We start from the raw sequence: 16,591 nt of genomic DNA, 5'->3' as shown, positions 1-16,591 counted from the left end.
AGTCGGTAATCCTCTTTGCGAAGTTTCCTTAACTCCTCACTCTCTTTGATTTGTTTATCTGTCGGAGGGTTTTGTTCGTCAGACTTCTTCATATATTCAGCCTTCCATTGTCGCAAAACAAAATAGCTGATTCCTAACGATTCTGCTACTTCTTTTATTGTGAAAGAACCGGTTAATATGCGTTTTATCGCTTGCTCTTTAAACTCCGGAGAGTATTTCCCTTTTTTACTCATCGCTTCTTTATACCTCGATTCGAGCGAAAAAGGTGTCCAGTTTTATGTAACTAGGCTAGAAACGAATTCTTGGATTTCTTTATTCCATTAAATGAATATCATTTGCATAGAAATTTGGAAGAGTTCATTCATTTTTATAATCATCATAGAACCCATATTTCCATCGAAAAGGATACTCCAATCAGTTCTCCCGTTCTACACAAGCCTCGAGACGGGAACTGTAGGTTAGTAGCAACCCCCATCCTTGGCGGGCTTTACCATACTTATTCGTACAAAAGAGTAGCCTAAGTTTATTTAACAATTACTATTAAGCGAATTCGAGTACCCCTCAAAGCGGGATAACCATACCGTATGCCAAGTTTTGAGTTTCAAATATGCCGAATAACGGATACATACCGCGTTTATTTCGAAATTTTCTCTTACTCATTCGCTCAAACCCCGGATAAGTCCCGAGGTTCTTTAAAAAAATACTTCTTTGATCGCTATTGCAGCAGTTTCGTCTGTTACTTTAGTTTTTGCGAGCCTCAGGTGATATTTCCGTGATTGTCGACTACTGCGTTACTGCCTAAGGAACTCGCGATCTGATTGACTGCATTCTGCTTCTCTTGGATCGCTTGCTTGTTGAGTTGGTTTTCTAAAGCAAGATTACTCGCTCCCATCAACGATTGTTGGAAGATCGAAAGTACATTATTGAGTCCGGACGAATCCACAGACGGTGGTGTCAAAGCGGGAGCGAGAACTTCTCCGGAACTCGGTAGAAATACGGAAGAAATTCTAGGCAGGCTATCATCCAGTTTAACTTGGGCGTTTGAATCGTCTTCATTTTTTGCGGTTTGAGCTAGGGAAGAGGCAACGGAAGCTTGCGAATTGATACTAGACAGCCACGATAGTTTCTCCGAATTTAAAGTCTGCACCCCATTCGAATAAGAAATTTGTAAATTGTTTTCGTAAGCAACAGCCTGAGCATGCCAAGCCGCATACTGCGCCTGATACGCGGACATCTGTCCTTCCCAGTTCGATATCGACGGCGTTAATGTATTCCAGGTTCCAAGTTCCGAGTTTAAGCTCGATGCAAATCCGTTCCAGGTCTGTGCGTTTGCCCCTGCTGTTAAGTCTTTTACTTGGAATGAAATTAATAATGTTAAAGTTAGGATTCTGGCCGCGACCTTCGGTTCGGGCTGCTTCGGGTTCGGGCAGTCGCCCTCATCCAACACGCTCCGTCTTTCAATCCTAAATCTCATTTTTATAGCTCGTGTTGGACTTAAGCCCGCCGCATCCCTCGCGGGTCGTGAAGTAAATTTGCTTTATCCTCCATTTAGGATTAACGGAACTATAGCTCAATTATAAAATATTGCGGATAACCGATTTATTGAAGTTAAAGCTTCCTCGTTCTCGATGTCAGAAGTTTTGTCTGTTACTTTAGTTTTTGCGAGGCTCAGCCGCATCCCTCGCGGGGAGCGAAGTAAATTTGCTTCGATAAAGTTTTAAGTGTCGCCCTCACTCAAATCCTGCAATTTAACAAATAATTTTGAACGAAGTTCATCAAATTCATTACTATCAGAAAGCAACAATTTTCCATCTTTGTAGAGAACAATATCATTTAGCGATCCCATTCCACCGTAGAGCCGAAGTATTTTCCTTTTAGTTTCAGTCGAATTCGTTGCAATTTCATTAATTAGATTTTTAAAACTGCTTCCCCAATCATCGTATCCACCACCATAAAGAAGATCAGACATCCTTTTTAAAATATTTTGTAATTCTATAATATTATTCATTTTATCGCGCTTGTTCCAATTATTTCAGCACCTGGAATAGTCCAGGATTTCGGTACAACGATTTGTTGAGTTCCTCCAACGTAGATACCTCCTTGACTTCCTACTTTTCCGGTATATATTTTTGTACCTGCCGGAATCTTAACTGCAATTACTGAATCGATTGGAGACTTACCTCCTCCGGGCCAATTTGGCAGCACTGCCTTATCTATTCGAGTTTGTAAAATACCTTGCGGCGGTTCCAAACTATAAAATTGCCCAAACGGTTTATCGAACGTACCAGCGCGATATAAAATAGTATCTTTATTCAATTGAATCTCTTTATATCGACCACCGGCAAATGTCCCCGCAAGATCATTCGACAATGGCCCGGGTTTTATTGCCGAATATTCACCTAACGTCTTTCCAAAAGAATTACTTCCAACTATCTTTCCAGTCACCTCATCTCTATAACCGCCATTCTTTCCAAGTCGGCTATCGAATATGTATCTCGAAGCTTGCGATGCTCTCTCTGGTGCTTCTACAGTTGTTCCAACTTTTTGTGTTAACGTTCCCTCTTCCACAGAAGTTCCAGTAGCCCTACTCACTGCGGAGGTCTCCTTGGCGGCACCTCTTAGACCCCGAATCCCAGAAAGAACTTTCCCGACTCCTTCAGTAGCTAAACCTAATACACCGTCAAATGCAAAGTTTGCATGCGCTCTTGCTGCCGCTTCTTCACCATTCACCCCCGTGGCATTTACTAGGTTTTCTATATTTCTACCTTGCCCAAGAGTCACCGCATCTATAGCGGTTCTCTGTAATCCCTCTTTACTAAATTGTTGCTCGGCAACGGCTGTAGCCGTTCCTACAGGATCGTTAATCGCTCCCTTAATTTCGGCGACTCTTTGATTCAGTTGGTCCACAAACTCAGGTAGGTAGTTATGAACCAGAATTCCGTCTTTCCCGACAAAATACGTGTGATTGTCTTCTACCTCAATATTATAAACCTTCGTTTCGGTATATACTTCTTCAATTTTAGATATCTCAAGAGTTCCAGCGGATTCATTCTTCCAGGAGTTAGAATATTCTTCATTTGCATTCTGATTTTTTAAAGAAGCGAGAGAGGCTGCAATCGGAGTTTTTGATGCAAGATTGCCTCTCTCTGAGTTACGAATACTTGCAATCGTAACTGATCTTTCACCCGCTTGGATGTCTTTTACTTCAGTCCAACCTTTACCTCTCAGATAAAATGGGTGATTCCAGGTGGAATTAATGACTGGTCCGTTCTTATAACTAACTCTATGAATTAACTTTACTTCATGAACAAATAACTCGGTGACTTTTTTGTAAGATACTTTTCCGGTTTTCTCATTTAACGATAATACAAAATCTCCGATTTCAATCTTGTCGATTCGTTTTAGTCCTTCTCTGGTCCGGATTAAAGTCTCTCCGGTAAAGCACGTCCTTTGATGATAATTTCCCTTCTCGTCTATAAACCCATTGCTGTCACTCGCACTTAATCCCATACTTCCAAGGAGATTACCCGCTAGATCCTGAGTCGTCCTTCCAAGCCACGACGATGCTGAACTCGGATCTGTTAGGAAATCGCCCGATTTAGCTAAGGTCGCAAGGACTCCGTGTTGGTCCTCTGCACTCGCATTTGGATTATTTAGAATTTCCTTTTGCTCGGGATTGCCTGTTTCAGCTATTGCATTTCTACCAGTGTTTAATTTCGAATCGGCTGCTTTTAGATTTGAGTCCGCCTTAGCCATAGCCAAGTTCTGGTTTAAATCATTATTAAAATTATCGTTTAGAGTCAAATTCCCAAAACTACTCGGGTCATGTACATTCCCAGTTGCTGAAACCACCGTTGCGTTTCTATATGTCGCCGCTACGGTCGCATTTCCCTTTCCGTCTATGGTGACCGATCCGCCTACCCCTGACTCTTCATCCGTATTTTGATACGTTAAACTAGGTCCGGTATGTTGGCCTACGTTCACCATCAGACCCTGGCCGCCTTCGGTTCCCCAAACGTTCACACTTCCGCTAAATCCTGATTGCGGATTATAGTTTAAATTTCCTGCTTTCGTTCCTAATGAGAAAGATGTGCTTCCATGTTGTGAGAACGTCACTCCTCCGTTCAAGGATGAGGAGCCAAGTCCAAGCGTTCCCCCAAATCCTCCAGAGTAACTATACGATACTCCTACATTCACTCCGAACTGTCTTGCATATCCCGTGGCTGCACCGGAGGCCGCTCCTACGAGTGCTCCTTCCATTCCTCCGTTCTGATACCCTTGAACTGCTTGGAGAGCCGCTTGACCAAGAGCTAACATCTCTGGTCCGGCCACGAATGAAAGAGCGATACTCGCGACTGTCGTAATACCAGCTGTGATTTCCTGAGTTCTTGCCTCTGCTTTTGCTTTCTTGTCAGCCTGCTTCTTCTCGAACCAACTCACTAGCTGGGAAGCCATATCCGGGGACATTCCGGTTGCGTTAGCGAGCGCAGTCGCCATTGCTGCGTTTACTTTATCCTTTATCTGCCCCTGAACCCAAGATTGGAACGTTCCTCCCTGGAGCATCGTTTTTGCGAGACTCTGCTCGTTCGTTGCAAAACTCGCTTCAGCCTGTGCTTCGTTTTGAAAAGCCAAATCGTTCTTCGCGTTCTGTTCGTTTAATGATAATAAAGGTGAAAAGAATGAAGACGCAAAGAAAGTAGTTAGGAGAAGTATGGCCGCGACCTTCGGTCCGGGCTGCTTCGGGTTCGGGCAGTCGCCCTCATCCAACACGCTCCGTCTTTCAATCCTAAATCTCATTTTTATAGCTCGTGTTGGACTTAAGCCCGCCGCATCCCTCGCGGGGTGTGAAGTAAATTTGCTTTATCCTCCATTTAGGATTAACGGAACTATAGCTCAATTATAAAATATTGCCTCACATTCCACGTTTCATTGAAATTGAAACTTCTTCATTCGTTATACCAGAAGTTTTGTCTGTTACTTTAGTTTTTGCGAGGCTCAGCTTGATTTAAAATAAATTCCTGAATATCACCATAATTCAATTTCGTTAAAGAAGAAAAAATTTGAGTAAAATTTTCAAAAATTGGCCCATAACTCATATAATTGTTTGAACCGATGTTACCAAAATATCCTGGAACTGCACCAAACAAAATTTTCGCGTTGCCATTAGTCGAGTTTTGAATCTGATTCCCAATGACTTTTAAATTTAGATCATGTGATTCAGGAAAACAAGAAAATAGGAAAGAACCCGCTAGGCTACCGACATAACCGCCATTCGCAATAGTTAGATCTATTGTTTTTGCTAAATTTAACTTTAGCTCAGCTAAATGCTCGTCTCTTAGAAATATAGAGAGGAAATAAATTTTCCGATGGGATAAGGTTAATAAATCAACAGCTGGCTGATCCAAATTTTGTTGTAGAAAAGTCGAATCTGCCCTTTTCCTTTTATTGAACAAATTAAAAATATTCATTTCTGTTCCTACGGATTGTGAATAGTATCCTTTAACACCCCCGTTAAAGTTTGCAACTCTTTCAATTTTGAGACACTTACATTTACAGGATTTACAAAACCTTGCTTTATTTCAGCATGATATAGCAAATTGTTTACAACTTTATGGATGTCCGCAATTTTTTGTCTACCTTCTGCGGTCTTAGAAAGATCGCCAATTTGTTTCATTAAGCTATTTCGATCCCCTTTGTCCAATAAATTCAAGTAATCGCTTGTTGTAGTTAGGGTTTCCGTCTGTCGTGCCGTCAAGCTTCCAATTTTTCCTGCGTTTGAAGCTTCGCTCGCGGCTCCCGTCAAACCACGGACGCCGGATATAAGTCTGCCAACTCCTTCCGTAGCTAAACCCAATACACCGTCAAATGCGAAGTTTGCATGTGCTCTCGCCGCAGCTTCTTCTCCATTCACACCGGTGGCATTCACAAGGTTTTCTATATTTCTACCTTGCCCAAGAGTCACTGCATCTATAGCGGTTCTCTGTAATCCTTCTTTACTAAATTGTTGCTCGGCAACGGCTTTAGCCGTTCCAACAGGCTCGTTAATCGCTCCCTTGATTTCAGCGACTCTCTGATTCAGTTGGTCCACAAACTCGGGTAAGTAGTTATGTACAAGAATCCCGTCTTTCCCTACGAAATACGTGTGATTGTCTTCTACTTCAATATTATAAACCTTCGTTTCGGTATATACTTCTTCAATTTTAGATATCTCTAGAGTTCCGGCGGATTCATTCTTCCAGGAGTCAGAATATTCTTCATTTGAATTCTGATTTTTTAAAGAAGCGAGAGAGGCTGCAATCGGTGTTCTTGATGCAAGATTGCCTTTCTCTGAGTTACGGATACTTGCAATCGTAACCGATCTTTCACCCGCTTGGATGTCTTTTACTTCAGTCCAACCTTTACCTCTCAGATAAAATGGGTGATTCCAGGTGGAATTAATGACTGGTCCGTTCTTATAACTAACTCTATGAATTAACTTTACTTCATGGACAAATAACTCGGTGACTTTCTTGTAAGATACTTTTCCTGTTTTCTCATTTAACGATAATACAAAATCTCCGATTTCAATCTTGTCGATTCGTTTTAGTCCTTCTCTGGTCCGGATTAAAGTCTCTCCGGTAAAGCAGGTCCTTTGATGATAATTTCCCTTCTCGTCAATAAACCCATTGCTGTCACTCGCCCTTAATCCCATGCTCCCAAGGAGATTACCCGCTAGATCCTGAGTCGTCCTTCCAAGCCATGAAGATGCAGAGCTTGGATCTGTTAGGAAATCATTCGATTTAGCTAAGGTAGCAAGTACTCCGTGTTGGTCCTCTGCACTCGCATTCGGATTGTTTAAAATTTCCTTTTGGTCGGGATTGCCCGTTTCGGCTATTGCATTTCTACCCGCATTTAATTTTGAATCGGCAGCTTTCGAATTCGCATCTGCCTGCTTCATCGCCAAGTTTTGGTTTAGATCATTATTAAAATTATTGTTTAATGTTAAATTCCCAAAACTACTCGGGTCATGTACATTCCCAGTTGCTGAAACCACCGTTGCGTTTCTATACGTGGCCGCGACGGTCGCATTTCCCTTTCCGTCTATTGTGACCGATCCGCCAACTCCTGACTCCTCATCCGTATTTTGGTAGGTTAAACTAGGACCGGTATGTTGGCCTACGTTGACCATAAGCCCCTGGCCGCCTTCCGTTCCCCAAACGTTCACGCTCCCGCTAAAGCCTGATTGCGGATTATAGTTTAAATTTCCTGCTTTTGTTCCTAATGAGAAAGATGTGCTTCCGTGTTGTGAGAACGTCACTCCTCCATTCAAGGATGAGGAGCCAAGTCCAAGCGTTCCCCCAAATCCTCCAGAGTAACTATACGATACTCCTACATTCACTCCGAACTGTCTTGCGTATCCTGTAGCTGCACCGGAGGCCGCTCCGACTAACGCCCCTTCCATTCCTCCGTTCTGATACCCTTGAACTGCTTGGAGAGCCGCTTGACCAAGAGCTAACATCTCGGGTCCGGCTACGAATGAAAGAGCGATGCTCGCGACTGTGGTAATACCGGCTGTGATTTCCTGAGTTCTTGCCTCTGCTTTTGCTTTCTTATCCGCTTGTTTCTTCTCGAACCAACTCACTAGCTGAGAAGCCATATCAGGAGACATCCCGGTTGCGTTAGCGAGTGCTGTCGCCACTGCAGCGTTTACTTTATCCTTTATCTGCCCCTGAACCCAAGATTGGAATGTTCCTCCTTGGAGCATCGTTTTTGCGAGACTCTGCTCGTTCGTGGCAAAACTTGCTTCGGCCTGTGCCTCGTTTTGAAAAGCCAAATCGTTCTTCGCGTTCTGTTCGTTTAATGATTTTATTTGGGAATTTAACGTATTGATTGCAGTATTATAGGAAGCGTTAAACGAATCTTCGTTCGTTTGATTCTCGGACAATACGCTATCACTATTCCAGCTTTGAAATAGATTTCCCGCACTCGCGACTCGAATCGTTGCGGGAGCTCCTACGTAAACATACTGATTTACTTTCGTTGCTTCGTAATCGCTTGAGTTAGTTGCGTCTCCACCCGCTTTCAGCTTTGCATGTCCGTCTTCGATCGCTGTCGTATAGGTGATATTTCCGTGATTGTCTACTACCGCATTACTACCCAAGGAACTCGCGATCTGATTGACCGCGTTCTGCTTCTCTTGGATCGCTTGCTTGTTGAGTTGGTTCTCTAAAGCAAGGTTACTGGCTCCCATCAACGATTGTTGGAAGATGGAAAGTACATTATTGAGTCCCGATGAATCCACAGACGGAGGTGTCAAAGCGGGAGCGAGAACTTCTCCGGAACTCGGTAGAAATACGGAAGAAATTCTAGGCAGACTATCATCCAGTTTAACTTGGGCGTTTGAATCGTCTTCGATTTTTGCGGTTTGAACCGAGGATGATGCAACAGAAGCTTGAGAATTAATACCGGAAAGCCAGGATACTTTTTCCGAATTTAAAGTCTGCACCCCATTCGAATAAGAAATTTGTAAATTGTTTTCGTAGGCAACTGCCTGAGCATGCCAAGCCGCATACTGCGCCTGATACGCGGACATTTGTCCTTCCCAATTCGATATCGACGGTGCTAGCGTATTCCAGGTTCCAAGTTCCGAGTTCAAGCTCGATGCAAATCCGTTCCAGGTCTGGGCATTTGCTCCCGCTGTTAAGTCCTTTACTTGGAAATTGATCGAATAAGAGAATGTATCTTCGGTAAAATATGCAGTGACGGGTAAGAAAAGCCCAAACGCCCAAAGTCCGGTCGCAGAAAAATCAAATGCGCTAAGACCCGAACTAGAATAACTTAATCCCGCCCCTGAATGCCCGAGCGTAATTGGAAAAGGACTATAAGAATGATAACCTTGATTTATCCCGGTAAAATCAGCGTTAGTAATTCCTACGATTTGAGTTTTAGTAGGATCGTATCCGTAAGTAGAATATAAAAAATTCAATAGCGTCGAGTCTTGAGAATTGCTTCCGCCGTCAATATAGGTCATGATCGCATTGATAGCCGTATTGGATGATCGGACTGAATTCGCGTAATCGACTAAGGACTGAAAACCGCTCAGTTGGTAATCGGCAAACCCGGTAGCTATATTCGAATTTGTTTGAGTATAAGCTTGGGACTGTTGGGTCCAATAGTTTGCATTCTGAACGGCCTGGGTTTCTTGCGTTTGAAGATAGCTCGTCATCTCGGTGGCAAGAGTGGAAAGTGAGGTCCCGTTTTGAAGCCCCTGGTAAAGATTCGAAATTAAAGTCTGCAAACCGATTCCGGACCGATTCAAAGACGACCAATTGACCGACCCATCGGCATTCTTGTTATAATAAAGGGCCGTATTTTGAAGAGAAGAATCTAATTGAGTAACGGATGTAGAAATACTCGTCCGAACTGCATTCTCATACGTTTGCAATTGCTGGAGGTTTGCCTGGTACTGGGCGTCGGTTTTATTGATCGAAGCGAGTTGGTTTTGGTAATTTTGTTGGAGAGAATTTAAAGAATCCGAAAAGGTTTGTAGGCCATTCGTCAAAACCGTTTGGTAATTAGAATCCGTCTGACCGGTTTGAGTAAGAGAAGAAGTTTGTAAGCTTTGTAAGAAAGTATTCTGGCCGTCGGCGATTTGTGTTTCGATTTGAGTGAGCCAGGCTTGTTCCGAGTTACTCGCCTGAGACTCGATCATTTTATCGATATACGCGGCGGTTGCAGGATCATTCGCATATTGAGAGTTCACGGATGATTCTAACGCAGTAATCTCTTGGCTCGCAAGATCTTCCCAGGATGCTTTTATGACTCCAAAACCTTGATCGACGATCATATTCCAAGCTTTTAATGAATGAGACTGATTCGCTAGGCTTACGTATTGATTTAAGTTTTGATTCGAAACTTGGGGAGCTACAAAATCCGGAACAGTAACAGGTTGAGAAAAGAGAATAGAAATCGGAGCAAAAAGTAACCAAAGATAGCTAATGAGAATGGTAAAAGAAAGGAACCTCTCCTTCTTTTGAAATTGCCGAATTTGACCCCTCTCTTCGTTTACCATTGAATCCATCCGCTCGGAAGAAAAAAATTTATAAGTCTAAACGTGAGGATTCGACATAGATAGTCCACAAAAAAAGACAATTTGATAATGGAATTGTCACTTAAACATCAAAAAGTAGACAATTCGGACTATCCCAAAAGGGACAAAAAAAAGGACTGGAAAGGAAGAATAAAGAAGCGGGAAAGAGAATCTCTCCCGCATAATACTGAAACTTGCGGCTTACGATAGAAAGTTTAATTAATGGTTAGGGAATAGGATGTTCCAGCATTAGGAACAGTCACAACGAAACATCTAAAATTCCCAGTGCTTGTAGTAACGGAATTTGAATAGGGAGATAAACCCGTGAAGAGGTCAAAATTGGATGAAGTTGTTACATTACTGGCATTTATTAAAATATTCGATTTTCCAATAGATAATATATTTCCTGTCGCGCCCGCCGGAGTTGAGGAAAAAGTAACTGTATCGGAAGTGCCCGCGACACTAGTATATAAATAGTAAAAATATCCGACCTTTGATCCACCCGTTACTGCCGCACCACCTTTCGTAATCGCAGTAGCACCGGCGCAAGACGCTCCATTTTGAGCCAAGGCTAAAGCTAAGAGAGAGGATTGATCGTCACTTGAGGATTTCTTACATCCACTAACAAGGGTTAATAATAGAATTAGCAGGAATACAATTCGGGAAGACGATTGCATGAATATTGATTCTCCTATTGGACCGGGGTTTCCCCGTACTTGCGAAAGTTAGTGTTCCCTATCGTTTTTAGTCAATCCCCTTTTACCATTAAATCGGCTATATTACGACGCCGTTTTGCCCTTAGAAATTCTAATCGGACGCTGTTTGTCGTTTTCCCATTGACCGGAGTAAACTGGAACTCCGTCACTATTTAAAAGAATTCCAAAACCGTTTCGTTTCCCGTCTCTCCATTCTCCGATATACTTAGACCCGTTTTCGTAAACGTACATCCCTTTTCCGTTATGGATAATTCCCTTTCTATATTCGCCTTCCAGGATCAGTTTGCCGTTATCTAGTATTAATTTTCCTTTTCCTTCCGGCTCTCCATCCTTCCAATTTCCGATATATTTTAATCCTCCCTTCCAAATAAATACCCCGAAACCTTCTTTGATATTGGAAGAGAATTTTCCTTCGTATGTGTCTCCGTTAGCGTAAGTATAAAAACCATATCCGTCTTTTTTTCCCCAAGACCATTCTCCCAAATAATGTTCTCCTTTAGGACTTCGAAACTCTCCGTTGCCATGCCCTTTTCTAAGAAAAAACTCTCCCCTATACTCGTTTCCATCCGGATACGTCATGACACCTGTCCCAATCCAGCAATTTCCGCTCCTACAAGTTCCGCTTAACGTAGATGCAAAGAAAAATAGACCGTAACAGAAGAGTAGAATCGAAAGAAATATTGAGAGGATCTTGATTCCTTTCTTATTTAGAATTCTATTTAGAACGGCTTGTAAGAATCGAATCGAAGTCAAAAGAATCGAGTGAACGACTTGGAAAATTTGGTTTTTCATTCAACCGATTCCGATTTGAATTTCTTAGACTTGAGACCGAATCCTAAAGCCTTCGCTTTCGCCAAATATTCTTCCGATCGCGCTTCAATCCCGATTCTCTCGAATACTTTTGACAACCTATAATTCGCAAATGCGATTCGGTCGAATTCGTCTGCGGCTTTAATATAACTTTGAGCCGCTTCCGGGAATTTCCCCAATCTCTCTAAGATCAGTCCTTTTAAAATCCACGCTTCCGATTTCTCGGGATCTCTGTCTAAAATTGAATCGATTCCGGATAGAATTTCCTTTGGATCTTCGCCTAACATAAGCCGAGTCCTGTACCACCAAATACCCGAGTTTAAACGACTTGCATCTTTATCGAAATCTTCTCCGAAATAATCTTTTGCTTTTTTCAAATCCTTAGAATAGAAATAACATTTACCGAGCATGAATCGAGTGGACTTGTAGTCCGGATCTTCGCGATATACTTTGTTAAAATTCAAAATCGCTTCGCTGAGTTTCCTCTCGTCGTAAAACCCGGTACCGATCGCGTATCTGTTAGTAAGTTCCTTTTCGTCCTTAGAGCAAAAACTCCCGAAAAGCAAAAAAAGGATGAACATAAAAAAGAACCCGAATCGTTTTAAAAAGTTACTTAGCATTCTCACCTTATTTGAGAGGAATTTAGATAGAAATTTGGCGGCAACCGATCTTGGTCAAACGAAAAGCTATCAATCGCTTTTATTTCTCTCGACACGAATCCGGATCGAACGCGTATTGCTAATGAATTCATGGAGGAACGATTCAATGCTAAACACAGTCCGTTTAAAACTTAAAAACACAATCACGAATCAGTTAGCCGAAATCAAATTTCTCCTCCAAAATAAGACGGGAATCGCCGACTGGATAGATCCTCGCTTCCAGTCCGGCATTAGAAGATACGTATATACCCTAACTCTCGCTAGTCTCTTAAACGGAGCCAGCATACTAATTTCGTTTTATTCTAAAAATAGGAATGAAAACGCGCTCATCGAAAACCTCTACGCTCAAAAGGAAATCGGTAGTCTGCTTTATTTCTTCTCTCATTTTCCCCAAAACATATTCGGATTCATTTTCCTTTGGGGATTCCTTCCGATACTAGTCGCTTCCATTTGGTATCTCGCATTTGTAATACTAAATGGAAAGGAAAAAGAAGCTTCTAAACCCACTCTTACGTTACTATCCTTGAACAGTCTTTTCATTCCTTTGACGGGAATTGTCGTCCAAGAAATCTTTAGCTTTTTAAAAATACCTTTCGGAGCGGCTGGACTCGTTCCAAAATTGCTCACGCTCTTTTGGGCTCTACTCACTTTCTTAATCTATACTGGAAGTTTCTCATATTCCATTTTAGGATTTAGAAAGCAATTCGACCAACCGATAGGACGAGCGGTCGTTTTGTCCCTTTCACCCGCAATTTTTGTCTTTCTAATTTATACTTTCTTCTATTAGGACGTAATCTTGAAGTTCGTAAAAAGAATCTGCCCTCTCGTTGTTGTGATTTTAATTTTAGGCGGATGCAAATCCAAAGAATCCGCTTCCAAACAAGGACTGGAATTAAACCGACAAGGAACTGAGTTACTTGCTTCAAATCCGGAGAAAGCTTTGTCGAAATTCTTGGAAGCCGAGGAATTAAATCCAGAGACACCGGAATACAAAGCCAACGCAGGAATCGCATACATGACTTTAAATCGAAACGAAGAGGCTTTGCAGAAGTTCAAAGAAACGATTCAGCTCGATCCTAAATACCTCCAAGCTTACTACAACCAAGGAGTCATTCTCGAAAACCTTGGAAATCACGAGGATGCAATCAAGAGCTATAAGACAGCTCTCCAAATTGCACCGGACTCTCCTGAAATCGTTTACAATCTTGCGCTCGCCTACGAAAAATCGGGTCAGGATAAAGAAGCAGCCGAAAACTATTCTCGCTTCATTGTGATCGCTCCTCAAAGCTTACAACCCGCAATCGAAGAAGCCAAATCAAGACTCAAGCGATTGCAAGTCACCAAAGACGAAAAACCTAATGAAAAACGAAAGACCGCCAAGAGAAAGAGGAAGAGATAAAAACTCTCGCTGAAAACAACATTGACAGAGAAGTTTTAGACGGCGAAAAACTCGCGCCCTAAAGAAGAGAAAAAAAACAGTAAACTTGCCGATTTTGAAAAAAGTGCATCAATGTACTTTTTTGGTTATTCCGGTTTCCAAGTTTTGTCCATCTCTGCTACATCCTTTTCCCAAGCTGGCGGGTCATAGGAGTATTTCTCAACTACCCTACTCCGATCACTTGGCATCGCCCAAATCGCATCCAATCTCCAAAATGAGTTTGAAGCTTTGATTTCTTTTACAAGATTCAGCTTAGGATCGTAGACCCTAAAATAGGACTCCGTCCTTTTTTCCATAGCCATCGGAAGAATTCCGACCGTCAAAAAACTCAATGGAAATGTGATCGCAAACGTAATCGCTCCTAAAACTGTCGGTTCCGAAAAGACAGGGGTAAAGATACCTACTACGTAATAGTCAACATTCCGTTTTTTTAATTGAAATGTCTTAGATCCGGAATCCCATTCCAGGACCTCGCATAGATCCGGAAGCGCACCCGCACCGAGTAAAGAATAAGAAAACTCCATAAATCTACTTATGTTTTCCTCTTCTATACCGGATTCAACTCCGCTCGTCGGAAATTTACCGATCGGTTCTCCCCAGGATAAAGGATGTACAAGTTGATTCCGCAAAGGATAAGCTGCTCGATGATCGGACGGAACGTTCCTTCTTCCTTTGAAAAAGGCGGATTTTAAATCTGTTCCGTATTTTTGTGATATCTGACTCTTGCAAGGAGTGTCTATCCAACCATCAAGCTTGTTTCCAACTGTTGCCGTTGAATAGGGATGGAAGCCCACTAATGCGACTTTTTTTCGAGTGTCCAACTTGCGAATAGGCATTGGTTCAGGACCGACTAGGTTTATACTTGTGCAAGTTGTCGTTAAAAAGGTCGCGAGAAATACAAATTTAAAGTGCATTCAATCGAATCTGAAAGACGCAATGGATTTAGTCGATTCCAATTTGTCCGGGACTAGACTAGATTCTCATGTATCGGAAAAATTGTCATCTAAGCGGTGTTACAATTTAAGAAAGATTACTTTTACTAGTCGCATCCGAATCGGTCGAGCTGGTCTTAGGGAGATCACGAGCTTTTTTATCCAGAAATTCAAAAAATTCCCGATCCATTTCGGGGTCTATCAAGTAAATAATTCTTCTAGGGTCGCCGTTTCTCTCTAGATTAAATACAGCCCGCCGCCGATCCAGATTTAAACTTTCTTTCTCAAATCCTGAAATCCGAAATTTTCCGTTATTGATAAATGTTGGTTTTATCGTTCCGATTCGCTCCAGCATAGGACGAATTGAATTTTTGTAAGACTCTTGGATTACGCAAACTTCGAAAAAAACGTTTCGATTCGAGCCCGGGGAAGCTACGATAACGTAGTCACCGATCTTAATAAAAGGCTGGTTGTCGGAAAGAGAAAGACCCACATGATCATAAAAATCTTTCAGTGTTTTTTCATTATATGCGAAATAACTATTGTTAAGAATTAACTTTAAAGCCTTTTTGGAGTCGACGGGCTCTCTCCAAGGCTGCGCAGTCGTAAGGGAGGCAAATTCTCCCGCAATGGACAGAATTCCGATATCATCGTAAGAGAGCGCATTGGTAAGAATTCCTCGCGCCTGTTTCTGAATATCGTTTACTATAATGTTCTTTCTAAAATCACCTTTGTATTTTTCCCGATATCCCTGCAATTTTTGCACAAGTTGTTTAGGCTGCGGATAATTATTATTTAAACCTTCTCCTCTATGAGGTCTATGATGATTTAGTACGATCGATTTTACCGAATCTTGCAATTCGGGAATATTCGCTATCATGAAGTAACTGATAATAGGATGATTCTTGATATACTCAAACTCTTCTGTTTTCAAATTCGAATGACTAGGCATTTTCATTTGAGTGTAACCGATATCAGCCATATAAGAAGCGATCATCAAGTTCATCTGCTCGATTTTCTTCAATTCAGCGTCTATTTTAGTGAAAGCTTTTGCGGTTCTAACTTTCATCGCCATCGCTATGACCGTTCTTTTTGTGAGAACCTCGGAATCAACGGGTGCCCCCGCGTTGGCCATTACTTCCAGGATATTCACAAGACCGGTTTCCATGTTAGGAGAAGATTTAAAATCTTCTAAAATAGAATCTATGGATTTTCCCACACTTCGGACGTGGGCTCCCGTCAGCGGATAGTTCCGAATGTCTTTGAGTAGTTCCGTAGCTCCCTTGCATAAATTAACGGTCAGCTGCGGATTGATTAGCTTTTCAAACGAAGCCGCTGCAGAGGGCGATGTTTTTCCTAAGCTGAGGCTGATTTTTCCGATCTCAGAAGTTAGAAAATAGATTCCTTGCGCTTCGAATTTTTGAAGGCGATTGATATCGTCTCCGCTAGCCATATCCTTCTTATGAATCAGGATTTGGCCGTTCTTATTGTAAAAATCGATAGGAATAATTCCATTTTCACGGAAATTTTGAATTACCTCTTCGGTAAAATCGAATTTTTGTAAGTCCAGACTTGCCGCCAGTTATCTTAGTTTCGGATCAAGAAAGATTCGCATTATATTTTTTCGGGATTCGGTTATTCAGCCTTTCGTTCATAAAAATTGATAAATATCAATGAATGTAGTTCAGATATTCAGTATACTTAAACTATTTTGCCTCTAAACATTCAGTCCTCCACCTAATGAGGCCCGTAGTTTCCATATTAATCGCAGTCTTACATTCTTGTATCGTGTTAAATTGGCCCAAATTTAAGAGCCCTCGAGGAGAATAGAGCCAAAGTATCCAGACTCCCAATAGCACAGATAAAATTTTCATTCTCACTCACTTCTCCCTATTACCGTCATAATTATCAAATTGGAACGATAAAAATTATCTTTTCCCAAGCAAGAAAGATATTTTTCAAAAAGA

At 41.8% G+C, this 16,591-nt stretch carries 15 protein-coding genes; 3 read left to right on the top strand and 12 right to left on the bottom strand.

Annotated features, from left to right (window positions below):
* On the bottom strand, window positions 1-233 hold a 233-nt coding region (locus tag LEP1GSC058_RS17660), incomplete at its 3' end, for a transposase (protein WP_016550630.1).
* 69 nt (window positions 234-302) lie between these two features.
* On the opposite strand from LEP1GSC058_RS17660, the gene LEP1GSC058_RS20545 reads away from it, so the two are divergent.
* Window positions 303-521 carry a hypothetical protein gene (locus tag LEP1GSC058_RS20545; protein WP_016549538.1) on the top strand — a complete coding sequence of 73 codons (219 nt, stop codon included), beginning with the start codon at window positions 303-305 and terminating at the stop codon, window positions 519-521.
* Between the two features lie 236 nt (window positions 522-757).
* Here the strand turns inward: LEP1GSC058_RS20545 and LEP1GSC058_RS17655 are convergent, their stop codons facing one another.
* From LEP1GSC058_RS17655 to LEP1GSC058_RS17620, 8 genes are all read right to left on the bottom strand, one after another.
* Window positions 758-1,474: a TIGR04388 family protein gene (locus tag LEP1GSC058_RS17655; protein ID WP_016550800.1), complete on the bottom strand. Its 717-nt coding sequence runs from the start codon at window positions 1,472-1,474 to the stop codon at window positions 758-760.
* A gap of 243 nt (window positions 1,475-1,717) precedes the next feature.
* The gene (locus LEP1GSC058_RS17650; protein ID WP_016550071.1) at window positions 1,718-2,008 is read right to left on the bottom strand and encodes a DUF6966 domain-containing protein; all 291 of its coding nucleotides are present in this window, start codon (window positions 2,006-2,008) and stop codon (window positions 1,718-1,720) included.
* Complete coding sequence (locus tag LEP1GSC058_RS17645; RefSeq protein ID WP_016549320.1) at window positions 2,005-4,797, bottom strand: TIGR04388 family protein; 2,793 nt, start codon at window positions 4,795-4,797, stop codon at window positions 2,005-2,007. Before LEP1GSC058_RS17645 ends, LEP1GSC058_RS17650 begins: the two co-directional genes overlap by 4 nt.
* Before the next feature lie 182 nt (window positions 4,798-4,979).
* Window positions 4,980-5,468: a hypothetical protein gene (locus LEP1GSC058_RS17640; protein WP_016550293.1), complete on the bottom strand. Its 489-nt coding sequence runs from the start codon at window positions 5,466-5,468 to the stop codon at window positions 4,980-4,982.
* An 8-nt stretch (window positions 5,469-5,476) separates the two neighbouring features.
* Window positions 5,477-10,051, bottom strand: a complete 4,575-nt coding sequence (locus LEP1GSC058_RS17635) for a TIGR04388 family protein (RefSeq protein ID WP_016550050.1) — start codon at window positions 10,049-10,051, stop codon at window positions 5,477-5,479.
* A 233-nt stretch (window positions 10,052-10,284) separates the two neighbouring features.
* Entirely contained in the window at window positions 10,285-10,746 is a 462-nt protein-coding gene (locus LEP1GSC058_RS17630; protein ID WP_016550914.1) for a hypothetical protein, read from the bottom strand.
* A 102-nt stretch (window positions 10,747-10,848) separates the two neighbouring features.
* Window positions 10,849-11,577 carry an MORN repeat-containing protein gene (locus LEP1GSC058_RS17625; protein WP_016549516.1) on the bottom strand — a complete coding sequence of 243 codons (729 nt, stop codon included), beginning with the start codon at window positions 11,575-11,577 and terminating at the stop codon, window positions 10,849-10,851.
* On the bottom strand, window positions 11,574-12,215 hold the full coding sequence (locus tag LEP1GSC058_RS17620; RefSeq protein WP_016550771.1) for a tetratricopeptide repeat protein: 642 nt from the start codon (window positions 12,213-12,215) through the stop codon (window positions 11,574-11,576). The genes LEP1GSC058_RS17625 and LEP1GSC058_RS17620 overlap by 4 nt, the downstream gene beginning before the upstream one ends.
* A gap of 145 nt (window positions 12,216-12,360) precedes the next feature.
* On the opposite strand from LEP1GSC058_RS17620, the gene LEP1GSC058_RS17615 reads away from it, so the two are divergent.
* Together LEP1GSC058_RS17615 and LEP1GSC058_RS17610 are read left to right on the top strand one after the other, a co-directional pair.
* On the top strand, window positions 12,361-13,041 hold the full coding sequence (locus LEP1GSC058_RS17615) for a hypothetical protein (RefSeq protein WP_039948774.1): 681 nt from the start codon (window positions 12,361-12,363) through the stop codon (window positions 13,039-13,041).
* A gap of 9 nt (window positions 13,042-13,050) precedes the next feature.
* Complete coding sequence (locus LEP1GSC058_RS17610; protein WP_016549587.1) at window positions 13,051-13,653, top strand: tetratricopeptide repeat protein; 603 nt, start codon at window positions 13,051-13,053, stop codon at window positions 13,651-13,653.
* Window positions 13,654-13,778: 125 nt separating this feature from the next.
* Here LEP1GSC058_RS17610 and LEP1GSC058_RS17605 read toward each other — a convergent pair whose 3' ends face one another.
* The 3 genes from LEP1GSC058_RS17605 to LEP1GSC058_RS20205 all read right to left on the bottom strand — a co-directional run bounded on the left by LEP1GSC058_RS17605 (window position 13,779) and on the right by LEP1GSC058_RS20205 (window position 16,498).
* A complete protein-coding gene (locus tag LEP1GSC058_RS17605) occupies window positions 13,779-14,606 on the bottom strand; it encodes an Lp29 family lipoprotein (protein ID WP_039948514.1) in 828 nt (275 codons plus the stop codon).
* Between the two features lie 106 nt (window positions 14,607-14,712).
* Window positions 14,713-16,206, bottom strand: a complete 1,494-nt coding sequence (locus LEP1GSC058_RS17600) for an HD-GYP domain-containing protein (protein WP_039948513.1) — start codon at window positions 16,204-16,206, stop codon at window positions 14,713-14,715.
* A gap of 124 nt (window positions 16,207-16,330) precedes the next feature.
* The gene (locus LEP1GSC058_RS20205) at window positions 16,331-16,498 is read right to left on the bottom strand and encodes a hypothetical protein (protein ID WP_156860700.1); all 168 of its coding nucleotides are present in this window, start codon (window positions 16,496-16,498) and stop codon (window positions 16,331-16,333) included.
* Window positions 16,499-16,591 lie beyond the last annotated feature (93 nt).

This window comes from Leptospira fainei serovar Hurstbridge str. BUT 6, from assembly GCF_000306235.2.
GTDB classification, from domain to species: Bacteria; Spirochaetota; Leptospiria; order Leptospirales; family Leptospiraceae; genus Leptospira_B; species Leptospira_B fainei.
The sequence above is the reverse complement of the archived record's forward strand: the minus strand, read 5'-3'. Positions and strand labels throughout refer to the sequence as shown.

What these genes read in the sequence shown, in the direction of transcription:
- LEP1GSC058_RS17655 (WP_016550800.1), bottom strand. Translation starts at nt 1,474, where the DNA reads ATGAGATTTAGGATTGAAAGACGGAGCGTGTTGGATGAGGGCGACTGC.
- LEP1GSC058_RS17650 (WP_016550071.1), bottom strand. Translation starts at nt 2,008, where the DNA reads ATGAATAATATTATAGAATTACAAAATATTTTAAAAAGGATGTCTGAT.
- LEP1GSC058_RS17645 (WP_016549320.1), bottom strand. Translation starts at nt 4,797, where the DNA reads ATGAGATTTAGGATTGAAAGACGGAGCGTGTTGGATGAGGGCGACTGC.
- LEP1GSC058_RS17640 (WP_016550293.1), bottom strand. Translation starts at nt 5,468, where the DNA reads ATGAATATTTTTAATTTGTTCAATAAAAGGAAAAGGGCAGATTCGACT.
- LEP1GSC058_RS17635 (WP_016550050.1), bottom strand. Translation starts at nt 10,051, where the DNA reads ATGGTAAACGAAGAGAGGGGTCAAATTCGGCAATTTCAAAAGAAGGAG.
- LEP1GSC058_RS17630 (WP_016550914.1), bottom strand. Translation starts at nt 10,746, where the DNA reads ATGCAATCGTCTTCCCGAATTGTATTCCTGCTAATTCTATTATTAACC.
- LEP1GSC058_RS17625 (WP_016549516.1), bottom strand. Translation starts at nt 11,577, where the DNA reads ATGAAAAACCAAATTTTCCAAGTCGTTCACTCGATTCTTTTGACTTCG.
- LEP1GSC058_RS17620 (WP_016550771.1), bottom strand. Translation starts at nt 12,215, where the DNA reads ATGCTAAGTAACTTTTTAAAACGATTCGGGTTCTTTTTTATGTTCATC.
- LEP1GSC058_RS17615 (WP_039948774.1), top strand. Translation starts at nt 12,361, where the DNA reads ATGCTAAACACAGTCCGTTTAAAACTTAAAAACACAATCACGAATCAG.
- LEP1GSC058_RS17605 (WP_039948514.1), bottom strand. Translation starts at nt 14,606, where the DNA reads ATGCACTTTAAATTTGTATTTCTCGCGACCTTTTTAACGACAACTTGC.
- LEP1GSC058_RS20205 (WP_156860700.1), bottom strand. Translation starts at nt 16,498, where the DNA reads ATGAAAATTTTATCTGTGCTATTGGGAGTCTGGATACTTTGGCTCTAT.